At 70.1% G+C, this 19,827-nt stretch carries 19 protein-coding genes; 13 read left to right on the forward strand and 6 right to left on the reverse strand.

Going from position 1 to position 19,827, the window contains the following annotated elements; all coding sequences use genetic code 11:
* Positions 1–37 precede the first annotated feature (37 nt).
* The 8 genes from AMK58_RS00885 (at position 38) to AMK58_RS00920 (ending at position 9,548) form a co-directional block, all read left to right on the forward strand.
* A complete protein-coding gene (locus AMK58_RS00885; protein WP_059398485.1) occupies positions 38–2,080 on the forward strand; it encodes a tetratricopeptide repeat protein in 2,043 nt (680 codons plus the stop codon).
* Positions 2,081–2,128: 48 nt separating this feature from the next.
* Positions 2,129–2,971 carry a bifunctional DNA-formamidopyrimidine glycosylase/DNA-(apurinic or apyrimidinic site) lyase gene (gene mutM / locus AMK58_RS00890; RefSeq protein ID WP_035672584.1) on the forward strand — a complete coding sequence of 281 codons (843 nt, stop codon included), beginning with the start codon at positions 2,129–2,131 and terminating at the stop codon, positions 2,969–2,971.
* A gap of 14 nt (positions 2,972–2,985) precedes the next feature.
* The gene (locus AMK58_RS00895; protein ID WP_035672536.1) at positions 2,986–3,447 is read left to right on the forward strand and encodes a hypothetical protein; all 462 of its coding nucleotides are present in this window, start codon (positions 2,986–2,988) and stop codon (positions 3,445–3,447) included.
* Positions 3,448–3,526: 79 nt separating this feature from the next.
* On the forward strand, positions 3,527–4,303 hold the full coding sequence (locus AMK58_RS00900) for an enoyl-CoA hydratase (RefSeq protein WP_035672539.1): 777 nt from the start codon (positions 3,527–3,529) through the stop codon (positions 4,301–4,303).
* A 173-nt stretch (positions 4,304–4,476) separates the two neighbouring features.
* Positions 4,477–4,737 (forward strand): 30S ribosomal protein S20, encoded by a 261-nt coding sequence (gene rpsT / locus AMK58_RS00905; protein WP_014238814.1) that lies wholly within the window; start codon positions 4,477–4,479, stop codon positions 4,735–4,737.
* Positions 4,738–5,356: 619 nt separating this feature from the next.
* Positions 5,357–6,901, forward strand: a complete 1,545-nt coding sequence (dnaA, locus tag AMK58_RS00910; RefSeq protein ID WP_059398486.1) for a chromosomal replication initiator protein DnaA — start codon at positions 5,357–5,359, stop codon at positions 6,899–6,901.
* A 199-nt stretch (positions 6,902–7,100) separates the two neighbouring features.
* A complete protein-coding gene (locus AMK58_RS00915; RefSeq protein WP_174436726.1) occupies positions 7,101–8,285 on the forward strand; it encodes an extracellular solute-binding protein in 1,185 nt (394 codons plus the stop codon).
* Positions 8,286–8,486: 201 nt separating this feature from the next.
* Positions 8,487–9,548 carry an ABC transporter ATP-binding protein gene (locus tag AMK58_RS00920; RefSeq protein WP_059398487.1) on the forward strand — a complete coding sequence of 354 codons (1,062 nt, stop codon included), beginning with the start codon at positions 8,487–8,489 and terminating at the stop codon, positions 9,546–9,548.
* A 6-nt stretch (positions 9,549–9,554) separates the two neighbouring features.
* Here AMK58_RS00920 and AMK58_RS00925 read toward each other — a convergent pair whose 3' ends face one another.
* Genes AMK58_RS00925 through AMK58_RS00935 form a run of 3 tightly spaced genes read right to left on the reverse strand, consistent with a single transcriptional unit; the run spans position 9,555 to position 12,163 of the window.
* A complete protein-coding gene (locus AMK58_RS00925; RefSeq protein ID WP_059398488.1) occupies positions 9,555–11,171 on the reverse strand; it encodes a copper resistance CopC/CopD family protein in 1,617 nt (538 codons plus the stop codon).
* A gap of 15 nt (positions 11,172–11,186) precedes the next feature.
* Entirely contained in the window at positions 11,187–11,726 is a 540-nt protein-coding gene (locus tag AMK58_RS00930) for a YcnI family copper-binding membrane protein (protein ID WP_059398489.1), read from the reverse strand.
* Positions 11,727–11,764: 38 nt separating this feature from the next.
* Entirely contained in the window at positions 11,765–12,163 is a 399-nt protein-coding gene (locus AMK58_RS00935; RefSeq protein WP_035670031.1) for a DUF2946 family protein, read from the reverse strand.
* Between the two features lie 186 nt (positions 12,164–12,349).
* Here AMK58_RS00935 and AMK58_RS00940 point away from each other — a divergent pair, with 186 nt between their 5' ends.
* On the forward strand, positions 12,350–13,234 hold the full coding sequence (locus AMK58_RS00940) for an ABC transporter permease (protein ID WP_035670028.1): 885 nt from the start codon (positions 12,350–12,352) through the stop codon (positions 13,232–13,234).
* Between the two features lie 30 nt (positions 13,235–13,264).
* Positions 13,265–14,074 (forward strand): ABC transporter permease, encoded by an 810-nt coding sequence (locus AMK58_RS00945; protein ID WP_035670025.1) that lies wholly within the window; start codon positions 13,265–13,267, stop codon positions 14,072–14,074.
* A gap of 119 nt (positions 14,075–14,193) precedes the next feature.
* Here AMK58_RS00945 and AMK58_RS00950 read toward each other — a convergent pair whose 3' ends face one another.
* Entirely contained in the window at positions 14,194–14,436 is a 243-nt protein-coding gene (locus AMK58_RS00950) for a hypothetical protein (protein ID WP_035670021.1), read from the reverse strand.
* A gap of 163 nt (positions 14,437–14,599) precedes the next feature.
* Between AMK58_RS00950 and AMK58_RS00955 the strand changes: the two genes are divergently transcribed.
* The 3 genes from AMK58_RS00955 (at position 14,600) to AMK58_RS00965 (ending at position 17,788) form a co-directional block, all read left to right on the forward strand.
* Complete coding sequence (locus AMK58_RS00955; protein WP_035670011.1) at positions 14,600–15,016, forward strand: acyl-CoA thioesterase; 417 nt, start codon at positions 14,600–14,602, stop codon at positions 15,014–15,016.
* 7 nt (positions 15,017–15,023) lie between these two features.
* Positions 15,024–16,439, forward strand: coding sequence for a multicopper oxidase family protein (locus AMK58_RS00960; protein ID WP_059398491.1), 1,416 nt, complete (start codon positions 15,024–15,026; stop codon positions 16,437–16,439).
* Between the two features lie 83 nt (positions 16,440–16,522).
* Positions 16,523–17,788 (forward strand): class I SAM-dependent RNA methyltransferase, encoded by a 1,266-nt coding sequence (locus AMK58_RS00965; RefSeq protein WP_236778151.1) that lies wholly within the window; start codon positions 16,523–16,525, stop codon positions 17,786–17,788.
* Between the two features lie 68 nt (positions 17,789–17,856).
* Here AMK58_RS00965 and AMK58_RS00970 read toward each other — a convergent pair whose 3' ends face one another.
* Entirely contained in the window at positions 17,857–19,065 is a 1,209-nt protein-coding gene (locus AMK58_RS00970) for a class I SAM-dependent rRNA methyltransferase (RefSeq protein ID WP_035672910.1), read from the reverse strand.
* A gap of 115 nt (positions 19,066–19,180) precedes the next feature.
* Complete coding sequence (locus tag AMK58_RS00975) at positions 19,181–19,711, reverse strand: hypothetical protein (protein ID WP_035672913.1); 531 nt, start codon at positions 19,709–19,711, stop codon at positions 19,181–19,183.
* Positions 19,712–19,827 lie beyond the last annotated feature (116 nt).

Below are 19,827 nucleotides of genomic sequence, written 5' to 3' on the forward strand. Positions count from 1 at the left end.
CACCCCTTCACTCCCCCCCACGGCCCGGCACGGACACATGGCGACAATCGCGGAAGCCCTGGCCATCGCCTTCGACCACCACGAGTCCGGCCGTCTGGCCGAGGCCGAAATTCTCTATGGCCGCATCCTCGACGCCGATCCCCATCAGGCGACGGCGCTGCATCTGCTGGGCGTGCTTTACGGCCAGACGGACCGGCCGAAATTGGCGGCGGCGCTGTTCGTGGGGGCCATCGGGCTGGTTCCCGACAATCCGGGCCTGCGCTACGACCTCGCCCGCGTCCGGCTGATCCTGGAGGACGGGCATGGGGCGGTGGATGCCCTGCGGCGGACGCTGGCGCTCCAGCCCGACCATGCGGCGGCGGCGTTCCAGCTCGCCCTGGCCTGCCGCGGCGTCGGGCGGCACGACGAGTCGCTGCTGGTGCTGGAACGGCTCCTGACGCTCCAGCCCGACAGCCTGGAGGCGCGCTACCTCGCCGACCGGGCGGTGGAGCGGGAGGGGCGGGAGCTTCTTGATGGAGGGAAGGTTGGGCAGGCGGTGGCGCGGCTCACCCGCCCGGTGGCGGAGGCGGTGGGGGTGCCGCTCCTCTCCACCCACGCCGCCGCGCTTTACCGCGATGGCCGGGTGGAGGAGACCGCACGGCTGTTCCGGGGGCTTCTGGCCGCACGTCCGGCGGAGGCCCTGGCGCTGTGGAACCTGTCGCTGTGCCGGCTCGATGGGCGCGACGCGGCGGCGGCGGAGCGGTTGGCCCGCCGCGCGCGCGCCCTGGCCCCGCAGGAGGCGGAGGGCCATGCCAAGCTCGGGCTGGCGCTGACCGCCCTGGGACGGCGGGAGGAGGCGATGACCGCCGGCCGCGCGGCGCTGGTCTGCGATCCGGCGCACGCGCCGTCCCTGTCCAACCTCGGCGCGCTGACCATCCAGATCGGGGAGGATGCGCAGGCCCTGCGGCTGGCCGAGCGGGCGTTGCGGCTGGCCCCGGATCTGGGCGAGGCCCAGGTCGTCCGCGGCGATGCCCTGGTGCATCTCGACCGCCCGCGGGACGCGGAGGAGGCCTTCCGCGGCGCCCTGCGGGTGGCGCCGCAACTGACCGTCGCCCACTGGAATCTGGCCCATCTGCTGCTGCGCCTGGGCGATTACGCCGCCGGCTGGGCGGAGTACGAGTGGCGCTGGCGGAGCGAGGCCCTGGCCGGGCAGCGCCGCCCCTTCCGCCAGCCGCTCTGGGACGGCACCGATTTGGCGGGGCGGACCATTCTGGTCCATGCGGAGCAAGGGCTGGGCGACACCATCCAGTTCATCCGCTTCCTGGATCATGTGCTGCAGGCCGCCCCGGCGCGCGTCTATCTGGAGGCGCACGGTCCTCTCCTGCCGCTGCTGGAGCGCAACACCGATCCGGCGCGGGTGACGGTGATCCCGCGGGCTCCCGACTTTCCGGGCGTGAGCGGCTTGCCCGACACGGACGTCCAGATTCCGTTGATGAGCCTCGCCGGCCTGTTCTGCCCAAGCCTTGAGGCGATCCCCGCCCGCGTGCCCTATCTCGGCACGCCCGAAGAGTGGTGCGGTCGCTGGGTCCACCGCCTGCGGGATGCGGACCCGGATGCCCAGCGGCGGGTCGGGCTGCGGGTCGGGCTGGTCTGGGCGGGAAACCCGTCCTTTCACGGCGACGCGCAGCGCTCGCCCCGGCTGGCCGGGCTGCGGCCGGTGCTGGAGGTGCCGGGCGTGCGCTTCTTCGGGCTTCAGAAAGGGCCGGGGCGGGAGGATCTGGAAGGGGTGGACATGCCGCCTTCCTTCACCGACCTCGGGCCGGACATCGCCGATTTCGCCGACACCGCGGCGATCATGCGCAACCTCGACCTCGTGATCTCCTCCTGCACCGGGCCGGCGCATCTGGCCGGGGCGCTGGGGGTGCCGGTGTGGGTCGTGCTGCCGCACTCGCCGGATTGGCGTTGGTTGATGGGGCGGGAGGACAGCCCCTGGTATCCCACCGCCCGCCTGTTCCGCCAGACCCGGAGGGGCGACTGGTCCGGCCCGGCGGAGGCGGTGGCGCGCGCCTTGCGGGGGCTGGTGGACGGTTTGGAGGGCTGAAGGCGCCCCTTGCGTCAACCGGCGCTTCCCACCATCCTCCTTGCCATCATGCCCGAACTTCCCGAAGTCGAAACCGTCTGCCGTGGCCTCGCCCCGCATCTGGAGGGGCGGACCCTGGTCCAGGTGCTCCAGCGCCGCGCCAACCTGCGCGTTCCCTTTCCGGACAGCTTCTGCGAGCGGCTGACCGGCCGCCGTGTCGAGTCGGTGCGCCGCCGCGCCAAATACATCCTGGTCCATCTCGACGACGGGACGGTGCTGATCGCCCATCTCGGCATGTCGGGCCGTATGATCATCACGCCGGAACGGCCCGCCGCCTGGGGCGCCCACGACCATGTCGTGCTGGAGACCGACGCCGGAACGGTGGTGACCTTCAACGACGCGCGCCGCTTCGGCCTGATGGACCTCGCCATGGCGGAGACGCTCGCCGAGCACCCGCTGCTGCGCGCGCTGGGGCCGGAGCCGCTGGGCAACGCGTTCTCCGGACCGGTGTTGGCCGCGCGGCTGGCCGGGCGGATGACCAGCATCAAGGCCGCCCTGCTGGACCAGAGCGTGGTCGCCGGGCTCGGCAACATCTACGTGTCGGAGGCGCTGTTCCTCGCCCGCCTCAGCCCCACGCGCATCGCCGCCACGGTGACCGGCGCCAAGGCGGAGCGGCTGGCCACGGCGATCCGCGCGGTGCTGGAGCGGGCCATCGCCGCGGGGGGATCCAGCTTGCGCGACTACCGGCAGGCGTCGGGGGAGCTCGGCTATTTCCAGCACCAGTTCTCGGTCTACGACCGCGAGGGCGCGCCCTGTCCGGGCTGCAGCTGCGATGTGGCGAAGACCGGGGGCGTCCGCCGGATCGTCCAGGCGGGCCGTTCGACTTTCTATTGTCCGCAACGCCAGCGTTGATATAGGTGGAAGGTATGACGGCTCCATCGGCCACCGCGAGGGCGACACTCGCCGCCCTCCTCCTCGCCGGCCCCGCCCTTGCGGGTCTGGCCGGGGTTCCTTTGCCCGCAACCTCGTCCGCCTGGGCGGCCGACCCCGCCCGCGCCGACTCCGCCCGTTACGTCGAAGGCATGGGGGACGTGCCGGTCATGCCGGGCCTCGCCCCCGCCGAGGAGGCGCCGCTGGTCTTCGACAAGCCCGCCGGACGCATCGCGCAGTCCGTCATGGCGGGCGCCATGGACCGCAACGCGGTCCTGTCCTTCTACAACCAGACCATGCCGCAGCTCGGCTGGAGCCGCGCCCCGCAATGGGCGGGTGGAAGCGCCAGTTTCCTGCGGGAGGGCGAGGAGCTGCGCCTGGAATTCGTCGAGCCGGCCCGAGCCGCTGCCCAGAAGGCGGCGGCCACGGTCGTCCGCTTCTCGCTGATTCCGCGCTGATCCTCCAAACGAGACCAAGAGCAAACCAGAAGCACCCCCGCCCGGAGCGAGGGGGCAAACCACGGGAGCCTGCTGCATCATGCCGTACGAAACCATTCTCGTCGAAACCCGCGGACCGGTCGGGCTCGTCACGCTGAACCGGCCCAAGGCGCTGAACGCGCTGTCCGACCTGCTGGTGACCGAGCTGGGCCAGGCGCTGGACGCGCTGGAGGCCGACGACTCCGTCGGCGCCATCGTGGTCACGGGTTCGGAGAAGGCCTTCGCCGCCGGCGCCGACATCAAGGAGATGCAGAACTTCTCCTACATGGACGTCTACAAGGCCAACTTCATCACCGCCAAGTGGGAGCGGCTGGCCAAGTGCCGCAAGCCGACCATCGCCGCGGTCGCCGGCTACGCGCTGGGCGGCGGCTGCGAACTGGCGATGATGGCCGACTTCATCCTGGCCGCCGACACCGCCAAGTTCGGCCAGCCGGAGATCACCATCGGCACCATCCCCGGCGCCGGCGGCACGCAGCGCCTGACCCGCTTTGTCGGGAAGTCCAAGGCCATGGAGATGTGCCTGACCGGCCGCCTGATGGACGCCGCCGAGGCCGAGCGCGCCGGCCTCGTCAGCCGCATCGTGCCGGCGGCGGAGCTGGTGGACGAGGCGGTGAAGGTCGCCGAGAAGATCGCCAAGCTCTCGCGCCCGGTCGTCATGATGGCCAAGGACGCCGTCAACGCCGCCTACGAGACGACCATGTCCGAGGGCATCCGGGTCGAGCGCCGAATCTTCCACTCGACTTTCGCCACCGAAGACCAGAAGGAAGGCATGGCCGCCTTCGCCGAAAAGCGTCAGCCGGATTGGAAGCATCGCTGACATCCCCCGACTCCTCCCCCGTATCTAGCGGGGGAGGACCAGAAATCCGTCAAGATCTCGTAATCTTTCCTTTGCCGAAAAACAGTGTTGGACGGTGCCTTGACTCCCATTCGGCTGGAGCGTATAAGGCCCCCTCGCACTGGGACAGGCGTGTCGTCCGGAGTAGGGTTTTCATGGCCAATCATAAGTCTGCTGAAAAGCGCATTCGTCAAACCGCGCGTCGTACGGAGATCAACCGTAACCGCGTCAGCCGTATCCGTACCTTCGTGAAGAAGGTCGAGACGGCGATCTCGTCCGGCAACAAGGCTGAAGCCGCTGAGGCTTTCAAGGCCGCGCAGCCGGAAATGATGCGTGGAGCCTCCAAGGGCGTTCTGCATAAGAACACCGTGTCGCGCAAGCTGTCGCGCCTGTCGGCCCGCATCAAGGCTCTCTGAGTTTACTCGGCGTTATAAAGCCGCGCACCAGGTCTGGGCGCGGCTTTTTGCGTTTTTGATAAGTACAGTCTCCGTTCTTTCCGAGTCCTCCGGCAGAACTCCGGTGGGACAGGGGATCGCGGCTGCTGGGCGGCGATTCGCTCCCGGCGGTCCTGGTCTTTCGTGAGGGCAGGGGCGCGTTTCGGAGGGGTTGCGTGATTTTTGCCGCAGTCCGGACCGTTCGCTTTCTGTCCTATTGCCACGGCGAGGGCGGCTGATTAGACTTTCGATCCGTTGGGAATGGCGCACTGATGTTGCCTTTAATGTCACGCGCCGTTTGCTAAAGGACGGAGACGTTCAAAGCGGCGGGCAACGCTGCGGGACGCTCAAGAAGCTCGACTCAACCCGTTGCTCCTGGAGCGATGCTTTTCTTAAAACTCGACGTGGCTAAGGCGGAGTCCAACTTCGCCGAAGGGATAGTATTGCCGCCCAGTTGGGAGGCATCCACTGTTGGAGTCTTCAGGAGAGGAACGTTTTGAAGGCGCGGGGCCTAAGTTAAGGGGTCCGGGTTCAGTCGGGCGGGACGGTGCCCCCTGCGGCGCGGGGCCGTCCGGGGGGAAAGGAGCGGGGTAGGGGAAGCATGTCGGTCGGCGCGTCGTTGGATCAGCAGTGGGCCCGCATCCGGGGCCGCCTCAAGGACGAGGTGGGCGAGATCGCCTACCGCAGCTGGCTGCAGCCGCTTTCCTTCGCCGGCATCCGCGGCGGGGAGGTGCGCATCGTCGTGCCCACCCGCTTCATGCGCGACTGGGTGCTGACCCACTACGCCGACCGCATCCGCAACCTGTGGGCCGGCGAGAATCCGGACGTCCTGTCCATCGACGTCGTGGTCGCCTCCGCCAACGCCCCGTCCATGCTGATGCCGGACGAGGACGCGGGCGAGCCGTCGCGCGACTCCGCTCCGGCCGACGGCGCCGGCGGCGGCGGCCCGGTTCCCCAGGCGCCCGCCCCGCGGGCCGCGGCGCTCAGCCAATCCGCTCCCTATGGGGCCGCCTCCTACGGGGCCAATTCCTACATCGGCTCATCCTATTCGGCGGGACCGCCCTCCTTCGCGTCGGACGAGTCGCCCACGGCGGTCGCCTCGGTGCTGGAGGACCGGACCGACATCTCGGCGCCGTTGGACCCCCGCTTCACCTTCGAGAATTTCGTGGTCGGCAAGCCGAACGAGCTGGCCCACGCCGCCGCCCGGCGCGTCGCCGACGCCACCTCGGTCACCTTCAACCCGCTGTTCCTCTACGGCGGGGTCGGGCTCGGCAAGACGCACCTGATGCACGCCATCGCCTGGCAGATCCGGCGGAACGATCCGAACCGCAAGGTGATCTACCTGTCGGCGGAAAAGTTCATGTACCAGTTCATTCGGGCGCTGCGCTTCAAGGACACCATGGCCTTCAAGCAGCAGTTCCGCTCGGTGGACGTGCTGATGATCGACGACGTGCAGTTCATCAGCGGCAAGGACAGCACCCAGGAGGAGTTCTTCCACACCTTCAACGCGCTGGTGGACCAGAACCGTCAGGTCATCATCTCCGCCGACAAGAGCCCGTCCGACCTGGAAGGCATGGAGGAGCGGCTGCGCTCCCGCCTCGGCTGGGGCCTCGTCGCGGACATCCACCCGACCACCTACGAGCTGCGGCTGGGCATCCTGCAGGCCAAGGCGGACGCGCTGAACGCGGCCATCCCGCTGAAGGTTCTGGAGTTCCTCGCCCACAAGATCACGTCCAACGTGCGCGAGCTGGAAGGGGCGCTGAACCGCATCGTCGCGCACGCCGAGCTGGTCGGGCGGGCCATCTCGCTGGAATCGACGCAGGAGGTGCTGCACGACCTGCTGCGCGCCAACGACCGCCGCGTCACCATCGACGAGATCCAGAAGCGGGTGGCGGAGCATTTCAACATCCGCGTCGCCGACATGCATTCGGCCCGCCGCGCCCGCGCCGTGGCCCGCCCGCGCCAGGTCGCCATGTATCTCGCCAAGCAGCTCACCGCCCGCTCCCTGCCGGAGATCGGGCGCAAGTTCGGCGGGCGCGACCACACCACCGTGATGCACGCGGTGAAGAAGGTGGAGGAGTTGCGCACCACCGACCCCGCCTTCGCCGAGGACGTCGAGCTTCTCCGCCGCATGCTGGAGAGCTGACGGCTTCGAGGCGGTCCCTCGGGCCGTTACAGGCCGATGAAGTTTGCGCCCACTCCCGCTTGAGCCATGGACGGCGCCCGGATATCGCGGCACAGTTGCCGCTGCGGCGGAGTCCGGCTGGACCGGCCCCGCGGCCGGCCCCGCGATGGGCATGGCCGGCATGATTTCGGGCCAATAAGAAAAGGGGAGAGCAGGTGCCATGACCAAGGTTCCGGAAACCACCAGCCTGGAACAGCGCTCCAGCGCCGAGACGCAGCGCGCCGCCAAGGGCTTCACCCGCCGCCTGCTGCTCCAGGGGACCGCCGCCGCCGCGGGCGTCGCGGCGGTCGGCCCCTTCATCCTGCGCGAGGGTCGCGCCGCGTCGGGCAGCGTCAAGATCTTCTCCTGGGCCGGCTACATCAGCCCGGACATGCTGGCCGACTTCGAGAAGAAGACCGGCATCAAGGCCAGCCTGACCGAATACGGCACCAACGACGAGCTGCTGAACCAGCTCAAGGCCACCGGCGGCGCCGGCTTCGACATCATCCACCCCACGGTGGACCGCGTGCCGAACTATGTGGAGTTCGAGCTGGTCCAGCCGCTGGACGAGTCGAAGGTCAAATGGGACGGCTGCCTGAAGTCGGCGGTCGAGGGCTCCGCCGCCATGGGCGGCGTGGTCGGCGGCAAGCGCTTCTTCGCCCCCGCCGACTGGGGGACGGAGGCCATCGCCTACGATCAGGCCAAGGCGCCGCTGACCTACGGCACGGCCAGCTACGGCGACCTGTGGAAGCCGGAGCACGCCGGCAAGGTGACGGTGCGCGGCCATTCCGGCCTGATCGGCATCGGCCTGTGGCTGGAAGGCCAGGGCAAGCTGCCCCACCCGATCCGCGAGCAGTTCAAGGACGAGGCGAAGGCGCGCGCCAACTTCGACGCGATCCTCCAGGTGGCTGCGGCCAACAAGAAGGCGATCGGCCAGTTCTGGTCGAACGAGAACGAGGCCCAGGGCGCCTTCCGCACCAACGGCTGCGTGATCGGCCAGACCTGGGATTCGTCCGCGGTCGCCCTGCGCAAGGAGGGCCTGCCGATCCGCTTCCTGGCGCCGAAGGAAGGCGCGCTGGCCTGGATGGAAGGCTTCGCGATCCCGGCCAAGGCGGCGAACCTGGAGCAGGCCTACGCCTGGATCAACTGGTTCTACACGCCGGAGGCGGGCGCCCTCTACACCAACCATTCCGGCATCTCCAGCACGGCGGTCGGCGCGGAGGCGCATCTGTCCGACCTGAACAAGCAGTTCTTCGCCGACGCCTATCCGGGCGACGCGCTGCAGAAGCTGTGGTGGTGGCCGATCCAGGAGGCCTGGTACGTCTCCATCCGCAACGAGTACCAGGACCGCTTCCTGGCCGCGTGAGTGCGACCCTCTCCCGTCCCGATTGTCCCCTCTCCCCTCCGGGGAGAGGGTTAGGGTGAGGGGGATGCGCTTTTGCCGGACGCACCGTCACGCGCAACCCCCTCACCGGCCCTCCGGGCCACCCTCTCCCCAGAGGGGAGAGGGCTAAGGGCGGCGACGTGTGATCGCCCCACAAGGGATTGACCTTCCAATCAGGTGCCTATGAGTCAGGACGTCCAGCTCGAGTCCGTCACCATGCGGTTCGGTTCCGTCACCGCCGTCCGCGACGTGTCGCTGACGGTCGGGGCGGGGGAATTCTTCAGCTTCCTCGGCCCGTCGGGCTGCGGCAAGACCACCATCCTGCGCATGGTCTCCGGCTTCATGGAGCCGACGGAGGGCGCCATCCGCATCGGCGGCCGCGACATGCGCGGCATCGGCCCGAACAAGCGGCCGACCGCGCTGATCTTCCAGAACCTCGCCCTGTTCCCGCTGATGACGGTGGCGGAGAACATCGGCTTCGGGCTGGAGGTGCGCGGCGTGCCCTCGGCGGAGCGCCAGGAGCGGGTCCGCAAGCTGCTTGACCTCGTGGCCCTGCCCGACGCCGCGGAAAAGAAGGTGACGGAGCTGTCGGGCGGCCAGCGCCAGCGCATCGCCATCGCCCGCGCGCTGGCCGTGGAGCCCGCCGTCCTGCTGTTGGACGAGCCGCTGTCGGCGCTGGACCTCAAGCTGCGCCAGCACATGCGCGCCGAGCTGCGCGACCTGCAGAAGCGGACCGGCGTGACCTTCATCTACATCACCCACGACCAGGGCGAGGCGCTGACCATGTCCGACCGGATCGGCGTGATGTCCAGGGGCGTGCTGGAGCAGGTGGGCGACGGCCGGGCCATCTACGACCATCCGGAAACCGCCTTCGTCGCCGCTTTCGTCGGGGAGAACAACCGCTTTGCCGGCACCGTCGCCGAGTCGGCGGGGGGCATGGCCGTTCTGGACACGCCGCGCGGTCGTCTGGTCGGGCGCAACCCCCGCCGCCTCGGCCCCGGCGACCGCGCCACCTTGTTCGTCCGGCCGGAGCGCATGGCGGCGGGGGCGGGGGCGGAGAACGCGCTGGAGGCGCGGGTCACCCACCGCGATTTCGAGGGCGCCTTCATCAACGCCTTCCTGGAGGGCGGCATCACCGTCCAGGTCCCGCATCTCGGCGACGAGCCGCCGCTGACCCCCGGCGAGCCCGCCCGCCTGGCCTTCCGGGCGGAGGACGCCGTGGTGCTGCCCGACGCGCCGGCGTAACGCCGCTCAGCGACCCACCGGGACAACCGCGCGGAAGGGCACCTTTTCGAAGTCGCTGACCAGCGCGTCCAGCCGCACCGCCCAGGATCCGGCCACCGGCAGGGTGATGCCGTCCGACGCATAGACGCCGGGCGCGACCTTGGGCAGGGGGCGGGTGATGCCCTCGATCCTGGCGGTGGGCAGGGCCAGCTCCGCCGACACCTCCAGCGCGTCGAGCGGCGCGCCGTCCGGTCCGGTCAGGCGCATCTCAACTCGGTTCGCTCCCGGCGTCGCCGGGGTCACCGTCACGATGGCGGTGCGCCCGCGCGCCACGACCGCGGTGCTGAAGCCCGCCGGCTTCTCGGCGAAGACCGGCAGGGACTCGGTGCGCGGCGGCGGCGTGGTGCCCAGCCCGGCGGTGAACAGCACGACCAGCGCGGCCACCACCATCTCCGTCTGGACGCTGGCGCGCAGCCGGGCCGCTCCCTCGGTCCCCATGGTCTCCAGCCGTGGGGTCAGCCGCCAGCGGTTGAGGGCCGCCAGCCCCAGCAGGGCCAGGGCGCAAACGATTTTGCCGGACCAGATCTGGCCGTAGGCGGTGGTCAGGATGGCGCGCGGGTCGGCGATCTGCAACACGCTCAGCCCCGCCCCGGCGAGCAGAAGCACGGCCACCGCCGGAACCGCGATGGCGGAGAAGTGCCGGACCAGCCGCAGCGACTCGGCCGGCGGCTCCGTCCGCAGCAGCACGGCCAGCGGCCAGAAGCCGCCGATCCAGAAGGCCACCGCGAGTCCGTGCAAGGCGACCAGCGGCACGCTGAGCCAGCGCGGCTCCGCCGTCGCGGCGTGGCCGGTGGCGGCCAGCGCCAGCGCCGCCCCGACCGCCCCGATGACCAGCAGGACGCGGCCCGCCGTCCCCCGCTCTTCCAGCGCCAGCCCCAGGGCGGTGGCGATCAGGCCGAGCAGGGCCAGGAGGACGCTCGGCCCCGCCGTGCTCGTCAGGCCGGCGATCCAGGGTGGAGCGGTGGCCAGGGCGGACAGGGGCGCGCCTTCCAGCACCGCGCCGGCCAGCCCGGCGTTCAGCACCGCCACCAGGGCGGCGACGCCGACGCCCAGGCACAGGCCGGGGCGCAGGCGGCGGTTCAGCGGACTCCACCGCCCCGCCACCAGCACCAGGAACAGCCCGCCGCCGACCGCGGCGAGCAGGCTTCCGTAATGGAGCGCCCGGACCGCGGCGGCGGCCAGCAGCGTGGCCGGCGGCGTCGCCCCGCCCAGCGCCGCCGGTCGTTCCGGCTCCGCACCGATCCCGAAGAGGAGCGATCCGGCGACCGGATGGCCGTCCGCTGAGCTGACGCGGTAGCTGAGGACATGGGTCCCCACCGCCAGCCCGCCGGGCAGCGCGACGCGCAGCGCCCCGTCCCCGGCGGCCGGTGCGGGCAGGGGAAGCGTCACACCGCCGGGGCCGATCAGCGTCACCGACACCGGCCGCACCGGCTCGTTGAAGCGCAGCACGGCCTCGGCGGGCGGGCTGTCGAGCCGCGCCCCGTCCTCCGGAGCGCTCTCGACCAGCACGGCATGCGCCAGGGCCGGCACGGACAGGGACAGCAGCATCAGGGCGGCGACCCACCCCACGACCAGCCGGCGCATGCGTTTTTCCTTCCCTTACGGCTTGGCGGTCAGGGTGACGCCGGGGGCCGGCTCCTTGACGTCATGGTCGGTCTTGCCCGGCTCCGGGATCTCGATCCAGCGGTGTACGCCGGTCTCGCACTCCTGCACCACGGGGAAATAGACCACGGTGCCGGGGTCGGCGTCGGGCAGGCGGGCGCGGAAGACGAACTCGTCGTAATGGGCGTCGGGCAGCGAGCCGCCGGTCCAGGCGATCTCGGTAACGCCCTTGCTCAGCGACTCGCCGTAGTAGTCGTAGGCCTTGGCGTATTGGCCTTCCTTGGTCGTCAGGGTCCAGCCGGGCTTGGGCATCGGTTTCACCGCGATGACCCCCTCTGGGATCTGCACGCGCAGGGCGATGGTGGGGGAGGCGCCGCAGCCATGGCCGACGCGCAGCACGCCCTTGTAGGTGCTGGCGGCCGGGGCCTGCTTGGTCTCCAGCGTGGTGTGGGCGAGGGCGGCGGAACCAGGAAGAAGACCGGGCAGGCAAGCGAGGACGGCAGCGGCCAGCAGGGCGCCGCGGGTGTTGCGGAACATGGGAAGTCTCCGGTGTGGGTCTGTCTGAGGGGGTCGGTTCAGACACCCACCGGAGGCGCTCTGGCGGAGAAGGCGCGCGGGGGTCGCCCGGCCCCGGCCTCGTCGTCCACGGGCAGCGGAACGGCGGCCAGCACGATCCCGACCGGCGGCAGCGGGGCCGGCGCCATGGCCGGACCGAACAGGGACCCGCCGCCCAGCGACAGGCAGATCGGGCAATAGGTGACGTGGCCCGGCGTGCCATCCGGGACGGAATCATGATTCGCGTGCGATGCGGCGGAGGCGTCGGGCGCGGCGCTGGAATGGCAGATCGAGCCGGCCATGGCGATCTGTGCCGACTCCGCCAGCACCCTGGCCAATGGCGCCGGGATGTGGGTGGCCATGACCAGGGCGTGGAAGACCAGCACCAGCGCGGCGACCCACGCTGTTGCCTCCCTCATCACGCCGGATGTCCGCCATGCACGCATGGCGTCACTATGGGCACAGTCCAGGGACCGAAAAAAGGCAATAAAATTGTGGTTATTTGAAGTCTCTGGTCTTTTGCCGGGGCATAGCCTCGCTTGCGCTCTGGACCGGGGTCGTGAGAGGCTTTCGATCCTAGAATCTCGGCGGGTGGGGGTTTGGTCATGGGCGGCGTGCTGCGCCGGTACGGTCCGGTTCTGACCGCGGCGATCCTGCTGGCGGTGGCCGTGTGGCTTCTGCTGCTGGTCGTGCTGCCGCAATTGCTGATGGTGGACTTCTCCTTCCGCCCGTCGCTGCCGCCCAGCAAGGCCGGCGGGCCGGAGGACGTCTACACGCTGCGCAACTACGCGACGCTGTGGACCAACCAGATCCATCTGGCGATCTTCCTCAAGACGATCTGGGCGAGCAGCCTCGTCACCGCGGTGACGCTGGCGGTCTGCTACCCCGTCGCTTTCTACATGGCGCAGGTGGCGCCGCGGCGGCGCCTGCCGCTGCTCGTGTTGATGCTCGTCGTGCCCTTCTGGATCAACGAGCTGCTGCGCACCTTCGCCTGGTACATCATCCTGGCCTTCAACGGGCCGCTGAACGCGCTGCTCGTCGGGCTGGGCATTTTCTCGGAGCCGCAGCGGCTGCTCGGCGGCGACGCCGGGGTGATCATCGGGATGGTCTACGTCTACATCCTCTTCATGGTGTTCCCGATGATGAACGCCATGGAGTCGCTGGACCGCAACCAGATCGAGGCCGCGCGCGACCTGGGGGCGGGGTGGCTGCGCATCCACCGCCGCATCGTCATCCCCCACGCCAAGCCGGGCATCGCGGTCGGCTGCATCATGACCTTCATGCTGGCGGCGGGCAGCTACGCCGTGCCGGCCCTGCTCGGCGGACCGCAGAGCCGCTGGTTCACCGAGGTCATCTACAACTGGTTCTTCGAGGGCGGGAACTGGAACCAGGGGGCGGCCTACGCCTTCATCCTGCTGATCCTGTGCGTCGCCTTCATCCTGCTGATGATGCGGCTGTTCCGCGTCGGCCTCACAGACATCGCCAAGTGATGGGTATTGCCAAGTGACGGGTATCGCGCCATGACCGCCGCAAGTTTCCGCCGCTGGGTCACCGGGGCCTATCTGGTCCTGTTCTTCGGTTATCTGTTCCTGCCGCTGGGGATCATGGCGGCGGCGACCTTCAACAGCAGCCGCTTCCCGACCGTCACCCCCTGGATGGGCTTCACGCTGCAATGGTTCGGCGCCCTGTGGGCCGATCAGCGCATGTGGCAGGCGCTGGGGACCAGCCTGCTGGTCGGGGCGGGGGTGATCGCCGTGGCGGTGCCGCTGGGGCTGGCGGCGGCGCTGCTGCTCGACCGGCTGCACAGCCGGGCGCGGACCTTCCTCTACGCCGTGATGGTGTCGCCGCTGCTGACGCCGGGGGTGATCGTCGGCATCTCCACGCTGGTCTTCTGGCGGGAGTGGTTCGGGGTGACCGGCGGCCTGTTCCTGACGATCCTGGCGCAATCCAGCTTCATCGCGGCCTACGCGATGCTGCTGTTCCTGGCGCGGCTGCAACGGTTCGACCAGACGCTGGAGGAGGCGGCGCTGGATCTGGGCGCCACCCACGGGCAGGTGTTCCGGCGGATCACGCTGCCCTATCTGACGCCGGCCATCCTGTCGGCGTCCTTCCTGGCCTTCCTGCAGAGCTTCGAGAACTACAACACGACGTTGTTCGTCCGCGGGCTGGACACCACGCTGACGGTCTACATCGCCTCGAAGGTGCGCACGGGCCTGACACCCGCGGTCAACGCGCTGTCGCTGATCCTGATCGCGCTGACCATCCTGGGCGCCGTCGTCTACGAAATCCTGCGCCGGCGCGAAGCGCGCCGGCAGCCGGACCCCGCGTGACGGCGGCACTTGAAGCGGATGTTCATCCGCTTCGGACCGCGACGGCGGTCCCGGCCGCACATGCGGCCGAAGCCCGCCGGCGAATGAGGCGTTAAAAACTAAAGCGAACGAAGTTCGCTTTATTCTTCGCTCTCGTCCGCGTCCGCTTCGATCTGGGCGGCCAGATCGCGCAGCATGTCGATGACGTCCTCGTGGCTGGTCTCGTCCACGGCGGTGTTCACGGCGGCCTCGATCATGGCGACGGCGATGTAGGGGCCGAGGACCCCGCCTTCCTTGATCGCCGCCTCGAGATGCTTCTCGGCGACCGACAGGGCCTTCTCGAAGAGGGCCTCGGCCGTCTGGTTGGTGCTGTCCTTGCTCATCTTGCGGTCCGTTGCGGGTGTTATGGTGCGACTCCTATAACACCGCCCCGCCCGGGTTGGCGCGGCAAATCGGGACGCTGCGGGGAATGACCGTCATGCCCGGGCTTGCCCCGGCCCGCGCCACCGGCCACATTCGGCCCGAACCATCATACGACAGGCGACCATGACCGATCCGACCCGCCCCGACCTCTACCGTTTCTGGATCGCCGAGCATGTGCGCTTCGCCGACCTCGACGCGCTCGGCCACGTCAACAACAACGCCATCGGCGTGTATTTCGAGCAGAGCCGCGTGTCGCTGGTCCATGACTGCGGCGGCTTCCGTGGCGAGTCGCCCTGGACCGTGGTGCTGGCGCGCAGCATCATCGACTACAAGGCGGAGCTGCTGTTCCCGGCAAGCATCCGTGTCGGCGCGCGGGTGGCGAAGGTCGGCAACACCTCCGTCGTGCTGGGTGCGGCGATCTTCGACGGCGACCGCTGCATCGCCGTGCAGGAGGCCGTCTGCGTCATCGTCGACAAGGACAGCCACCGTCCGACCCCGGTGCCGGCCGACCTGCGCGACGCCCTGGCCCGCTACGTGTGAGGACGCCGTGCCGCCCTTTCTCCCGCTGACCCGCCGCGATCTGCTGATCGGCTCCGCCCTGCTGGCCGGGGCCGGCCTGCTGCCGCGCGCGGCCCGCGCGGCGGTGGGGGAGGGGACGGCGGTCAGCCTGTCCGCCGGCCCGGCCCGCGCCAATCTGGCGGGGGCGGGCTTTCCCGACACGGCGGTCTGGGCCTATGACGGGCGGATTCCGGGGCCGGAGCTGCGCTTCCGCCAGGGCGACACGGCGCGCATCGCCTTCGCCAACGCGCTGCCGGAGCCGACGACCATCCACTGGCACGGCCTGCGCGTCCCCAACGCCATGGACGGGGTGCCCGGCCTGTCGCAGCCGCCGGTGCCGGTGGGTGGGCGGTTCGACTACGAGTTCCCGCTGAAGGACGCCGGCACCTTCTGGTACCACCCGCACGTCAACAGCGGGGTGCAGGTGGCCCACGGCCTGACCGGCGCCTTCATCGTGGATGAGCGCGAGCCGATCCGCGTCGACCGCGACCTGCTCTGGCTGCTCGGCGACTGGCGTCTGACGAAGGAAGCGGAACTGGCCGGCGGCTTCGGCCACCCCATGGACGCCACCCACGCCGGGCGCATCGGCAACACCGTCACCATCAACGGCGCGGTGCGGGACAGCGTGCCGGTCCGTGCCGGAGAGCGCGTCCGTCTGCGCCTGATCAACGCGGCGAACGCCCGCGTCTTCGCGCTCGACTTCCAGGGGCACACGCCGCGGGTGATCGCGCTCGACGGCCAGCCGGTGACGCCGCACGCCCCGCCGGACGGCAAGGTGGTGTTGGGACCCGGCCAGCGCGCCGATCTCGTGATCGACATGGAAGGCAGGCCGGGCGAGGGGTTCGACGTGGTCGACGGCTTCTACCCGCGCATGGCCTACCGGCTGACCCGGCTGACCTACGGCGACGAGGCGCCTCTGCGCGATTCGCCTCTGGACGCCCCGATCGCGCTGGCCGCCAACCCGCTGCCCGAGCCTGACCTTTCCGGAGCCGTCCGTCAGGATGTGGTTCTGGATGGCGGGATGCACGGCGCCATGCCGAAGACCGCCGGGCCGCGCGGCCCCTTCTGGGCGCTGAACGGCGTGGCCGCCATGAACCATCAATCCATGGGCCATCACCTGGAGCCGCTCATCACCGTCAAACGCGGTCAAACGCAGGTGACGGCTTTCGTCAACGAGACCGGCTGGTGGCACCCCATGCACCTGCACGGCTTTCCCTTCCGCGTCCTCTCGCGCAATGGCCGGCCGGCCGAGCACCGCGAGTGGCGCGACACCATCCTGCTCGGCCCCCGTGAAACGGCCGAGATCGCCTTCGTGGCCGAAGAGGCCGGCGACTGGATGCTCCACTGCCATGTTCTGGAGCATCAGGAGACCGGCATGATGGCCGTCCTGAGAGTGACCGCGTGAAACGACCCGCCCCCAAACACCGCCCGTCCCCCCGCAGCGGCGAATCCCGCACCGCTCCCCGTGTTGCCCCCAGGATCGCCGAGGTGACCGTCACCGAGGTCGGCGCCCGCGGCGACGGCATCGCCAGCTTCGAAGACGCCAAGCTTTTCGTGCCGCTGACCGTCCCCGGCGACCGCGTGCGGGTGGCCGTGAAGGAGGCCGCCAACGCCAAGGGAGACGGTCTGCGCGCCGACCTGCTCGAAATTCTGGAGCCCGGCCCCGGACGCGCCGCGCCGCCCTGTTCCCATTTCGGAACCTGCGGCGGCTGCACGCTCCAGCATATGGAGGACGCCGCCTACGCCGCCTGGAAGGTCGGGCTGGTGCAGGGCGCGCTGGCCCGCGTCGGGCTGGGCGACACGCCCCTTGAGCCGTTGTCGCGGACGCCGCCAGCGGCGCGCCGCCGCGCCCGCTTCGCCGCGCTGAAGCGGGGGCGTCGCGTCTGGCTCGGCTTCAACGAGCGGATGAGCCACCGGCTGACCGACCTGGCGGAGTGTCCGGTGCTGCGGCCCGGCCTGTTCGCCCTGGTGGAGCCGCTGCGCGGGCTGCTGCTGTCGGTTCTGCCGGACGGCGGCGGCTGTGACGTGATCGCCACCGATCTGGAGGGCGGGATCGACCTTGTGCTGGTCGGCCCGCGCAGCCTGGACCGCGCGGCGCGGGAACGGCTGGTGGCCTTCGGCGAGGCGGAGGGGGTGGCCCGCATCTCCTGGCAGGCCGATGAAAGACAGCCGGATGGGCGGGGTACGCCGGAGCCCATCGCCCACCGCCGTCCGCTGGCGGTGTCCTTCGCCGGCCTGCCGGTCACCCCGCCGCCCGGCGCCTTCCTCCAGGCGAGCGCCGAGGGGGAGGCCGCGCTGGTCGCCGCCGTCCTCGCCAACATCGGGGAGCCGAAGCGGGTCGCCGACCTGTTCGCCGGTCTGGGCACCTTCGCGGTCCCGCTGGCCCAGCGGGCGGCGGTCCATGCGGTGGAGGGGGACGCCCCGGCGCTGGCCGCGCTGAACAAGGCGGCGGGGGCGCTGCGCCTGACCACGGAGCGGCGCGACCTGTTCGAGAATCCGCTGACGGCGAAGGAGTTGGCGCGGTTCGACGCGGTGGTCTTCGACCCGCCGCGCGCCGGGGCCGCCGCCCAGGCGCAGGCGCTGGCCGGCTCGAAGGTGCCGCGGCTGGTGGCGGTATCCTGCAACCCCGCGACCTTCGCCCGCGACGCCCGGACGCTGGTGGACGGCGGCTACGTGTTGAGCCGCGTTTACCCCGTGGACCAGTTTCTGTGGTCGGCCCATGTCGAGGTCGTCGGGGTGTTCAGCCGCCCGTAGGGTCCGCGAGGAAGATCAGGAAGGCGCGAGGGTCATCAACAGCCTCGCGCCTTCCTGGTGAGTCACCCTCAGTCCAGCTGCATCACGATGGCCTTGAGATAGGCCGACTCCGGCAGATGCGGATGAACCGGATGATCCGGCCCGGCCCCGGCGCTGCGCAGGATGCGCCCCGTCCGCCCGGCGTCGTGCAGGCCGCGGGCGACCTGCTCGGCGAAGGTCGGCGGGTCGACGTTGTGGCTGCAGGACGCGCAGAGCAGGAAGCCGCCCGGCGCGGTGATCTTCGCCGCCAGACGGGTCATCTTGCGGTAGGCGCGGCAGCCGACGGCGAGGTCCTTCTTCGACTTCACGAAGGCCGGCGGGTCGGCGATGACGATCTCGAACGTCTCGCCCTCGGCGTTCAGCCGCTCCAGCTCGTTGAAGGCGTCGGCGCGGCGCGCCTCGAAGCGGTCGGCCACGCCGTTGGCCTCCGCGGCGCGGGTGGCGTTGTCCAGCGCCCCCTGCGAGCGGTCGACCGACACCACCGACGACGCGCCCTCGACGGCGCAGAGCACGCCGAAGCCGCCGTTGTAGCTGAAGAAGTCGATGGCCCGCTTGCCCTTCGCCAGCTTGGCGATGAAGGCGCGGTTGTCGCGCTGGTCGTAGAACCAGCCGGTCTTCTGCCCGCCCAGCGGGTCGGCGAAGAAGGTGGCGCCGTTCTCCTCCAGCCGGATCGGGCCGTCGATCTCGCCCTTCACCAGCCGGCTTTCCTCGGGCAGCCCCTCCAGCGCGCGCTGGGTGCTGTCGTTGCGCAGGATGACCGCGCGCGGGGCCAGCACCTCGTCGATGGCGGCCAGGATGGCGTCGATCCGCTGGTCCATGAAGACGCTGTTGGCCTGCACCGTCACCACGTCGCCGTAGCGGTCCACGATCAGTCCCGGCAGCCCGTCGGCCTCCGCGTGGACGACGCGGTAGTAGGGCCGGTCGAACAGCGCGTCGCGCATCGCCACGGCGTTCCTCAGCCGCCCGGCGAGGAAGGCGTGGTCGACCACCGTCGCCGGGTCGCCGGAGAGCATCCGCGCGGCGATCAGGGTGTGCGGGTTGAAGGTGGCGATGCCCAGCGGTTTCCCGCCGGGGTCCAGCAGGCGCACCGGGCTGCCCGGCGGGATGGCCTTGGCCGCCGTGTCCATCTGGACTTCGTTGGAATAGACCCAGGGGTGGCCGTGCAGGACGCGCCGCTGGCGGCCGGCCTGCAGATGGATCGCCCGGTATTTGACGGGGGTGGTGGGGGTGTCGGTCATGATGGCGCATCCTAGCCGCTCGCGCCCGCCGAGCAAACGGTCACGTCGCCGGAGTCGTGGGAAACGGCGCGTGGATTCGCGGAATGGGACGGGGACCCGACGCCTCCGGCGCGGTTTACGGGATGCCGAGCGGGCTTTCCGCCTGCGACCGATGCGCGCGGTTGTCGTTGGCGCCGTCCATCGCCTTGCACAGCCGCAAGGTTTCCGTGCGGTGCCCGTCCTGGTGGAAGCAGGTCAGCAGCGACCCGCGCGACCCGGCCGCCCCGGCCAGCAATTCCGGCAGCGCGGTGTGAATCGCCGCGCATCCGTGACCGCGCGCCAAACGATCCATGGAGTGCAGCAAAGTCTCCGCCGGGCCCGTCATGTCGAACAGGTCGAGCACCACGAAATTCTCCACGGCCAGAATTCGGCCGTGGCGAAGATGCTCCGCAATAGCGTATGAGAAAAGTCCATGGAGGTACCCCCGTGCGTTCTGCACGGTCATGATGCCCGACGGCGTCGCGGGGGTATCAACCGGCCCGATAAGTGCTGCGGCAAATGCGCGCCATTGCTCCACCGGCAGGTCCGGGAAGATGGCCCGCACCAGCGGATAGGCCTGGTCGATCTGACGCTGACCGAGAGGTTTCGCGATGAAGCTTTCGTCCATGCCCGTCCGACCGCGTGAAGGACGGTGAACGATGGCAGGCACCGGTAAGACCGGTCGTTGACGTAGATCAATGTTGCAAGGTCCACCCCTACACATATTGGGATTATTGGAGGCAG

It is taken from the genome of Azospirillum brasilense (assembly GCF_001315015.1).
Taxonomy (GTDB): Bacteria; Pseudomonadota; Alphaproteobacteria; order Azospirillales; family Azospirillaceae; genus Azospirillum; species Azospirillum brasilense.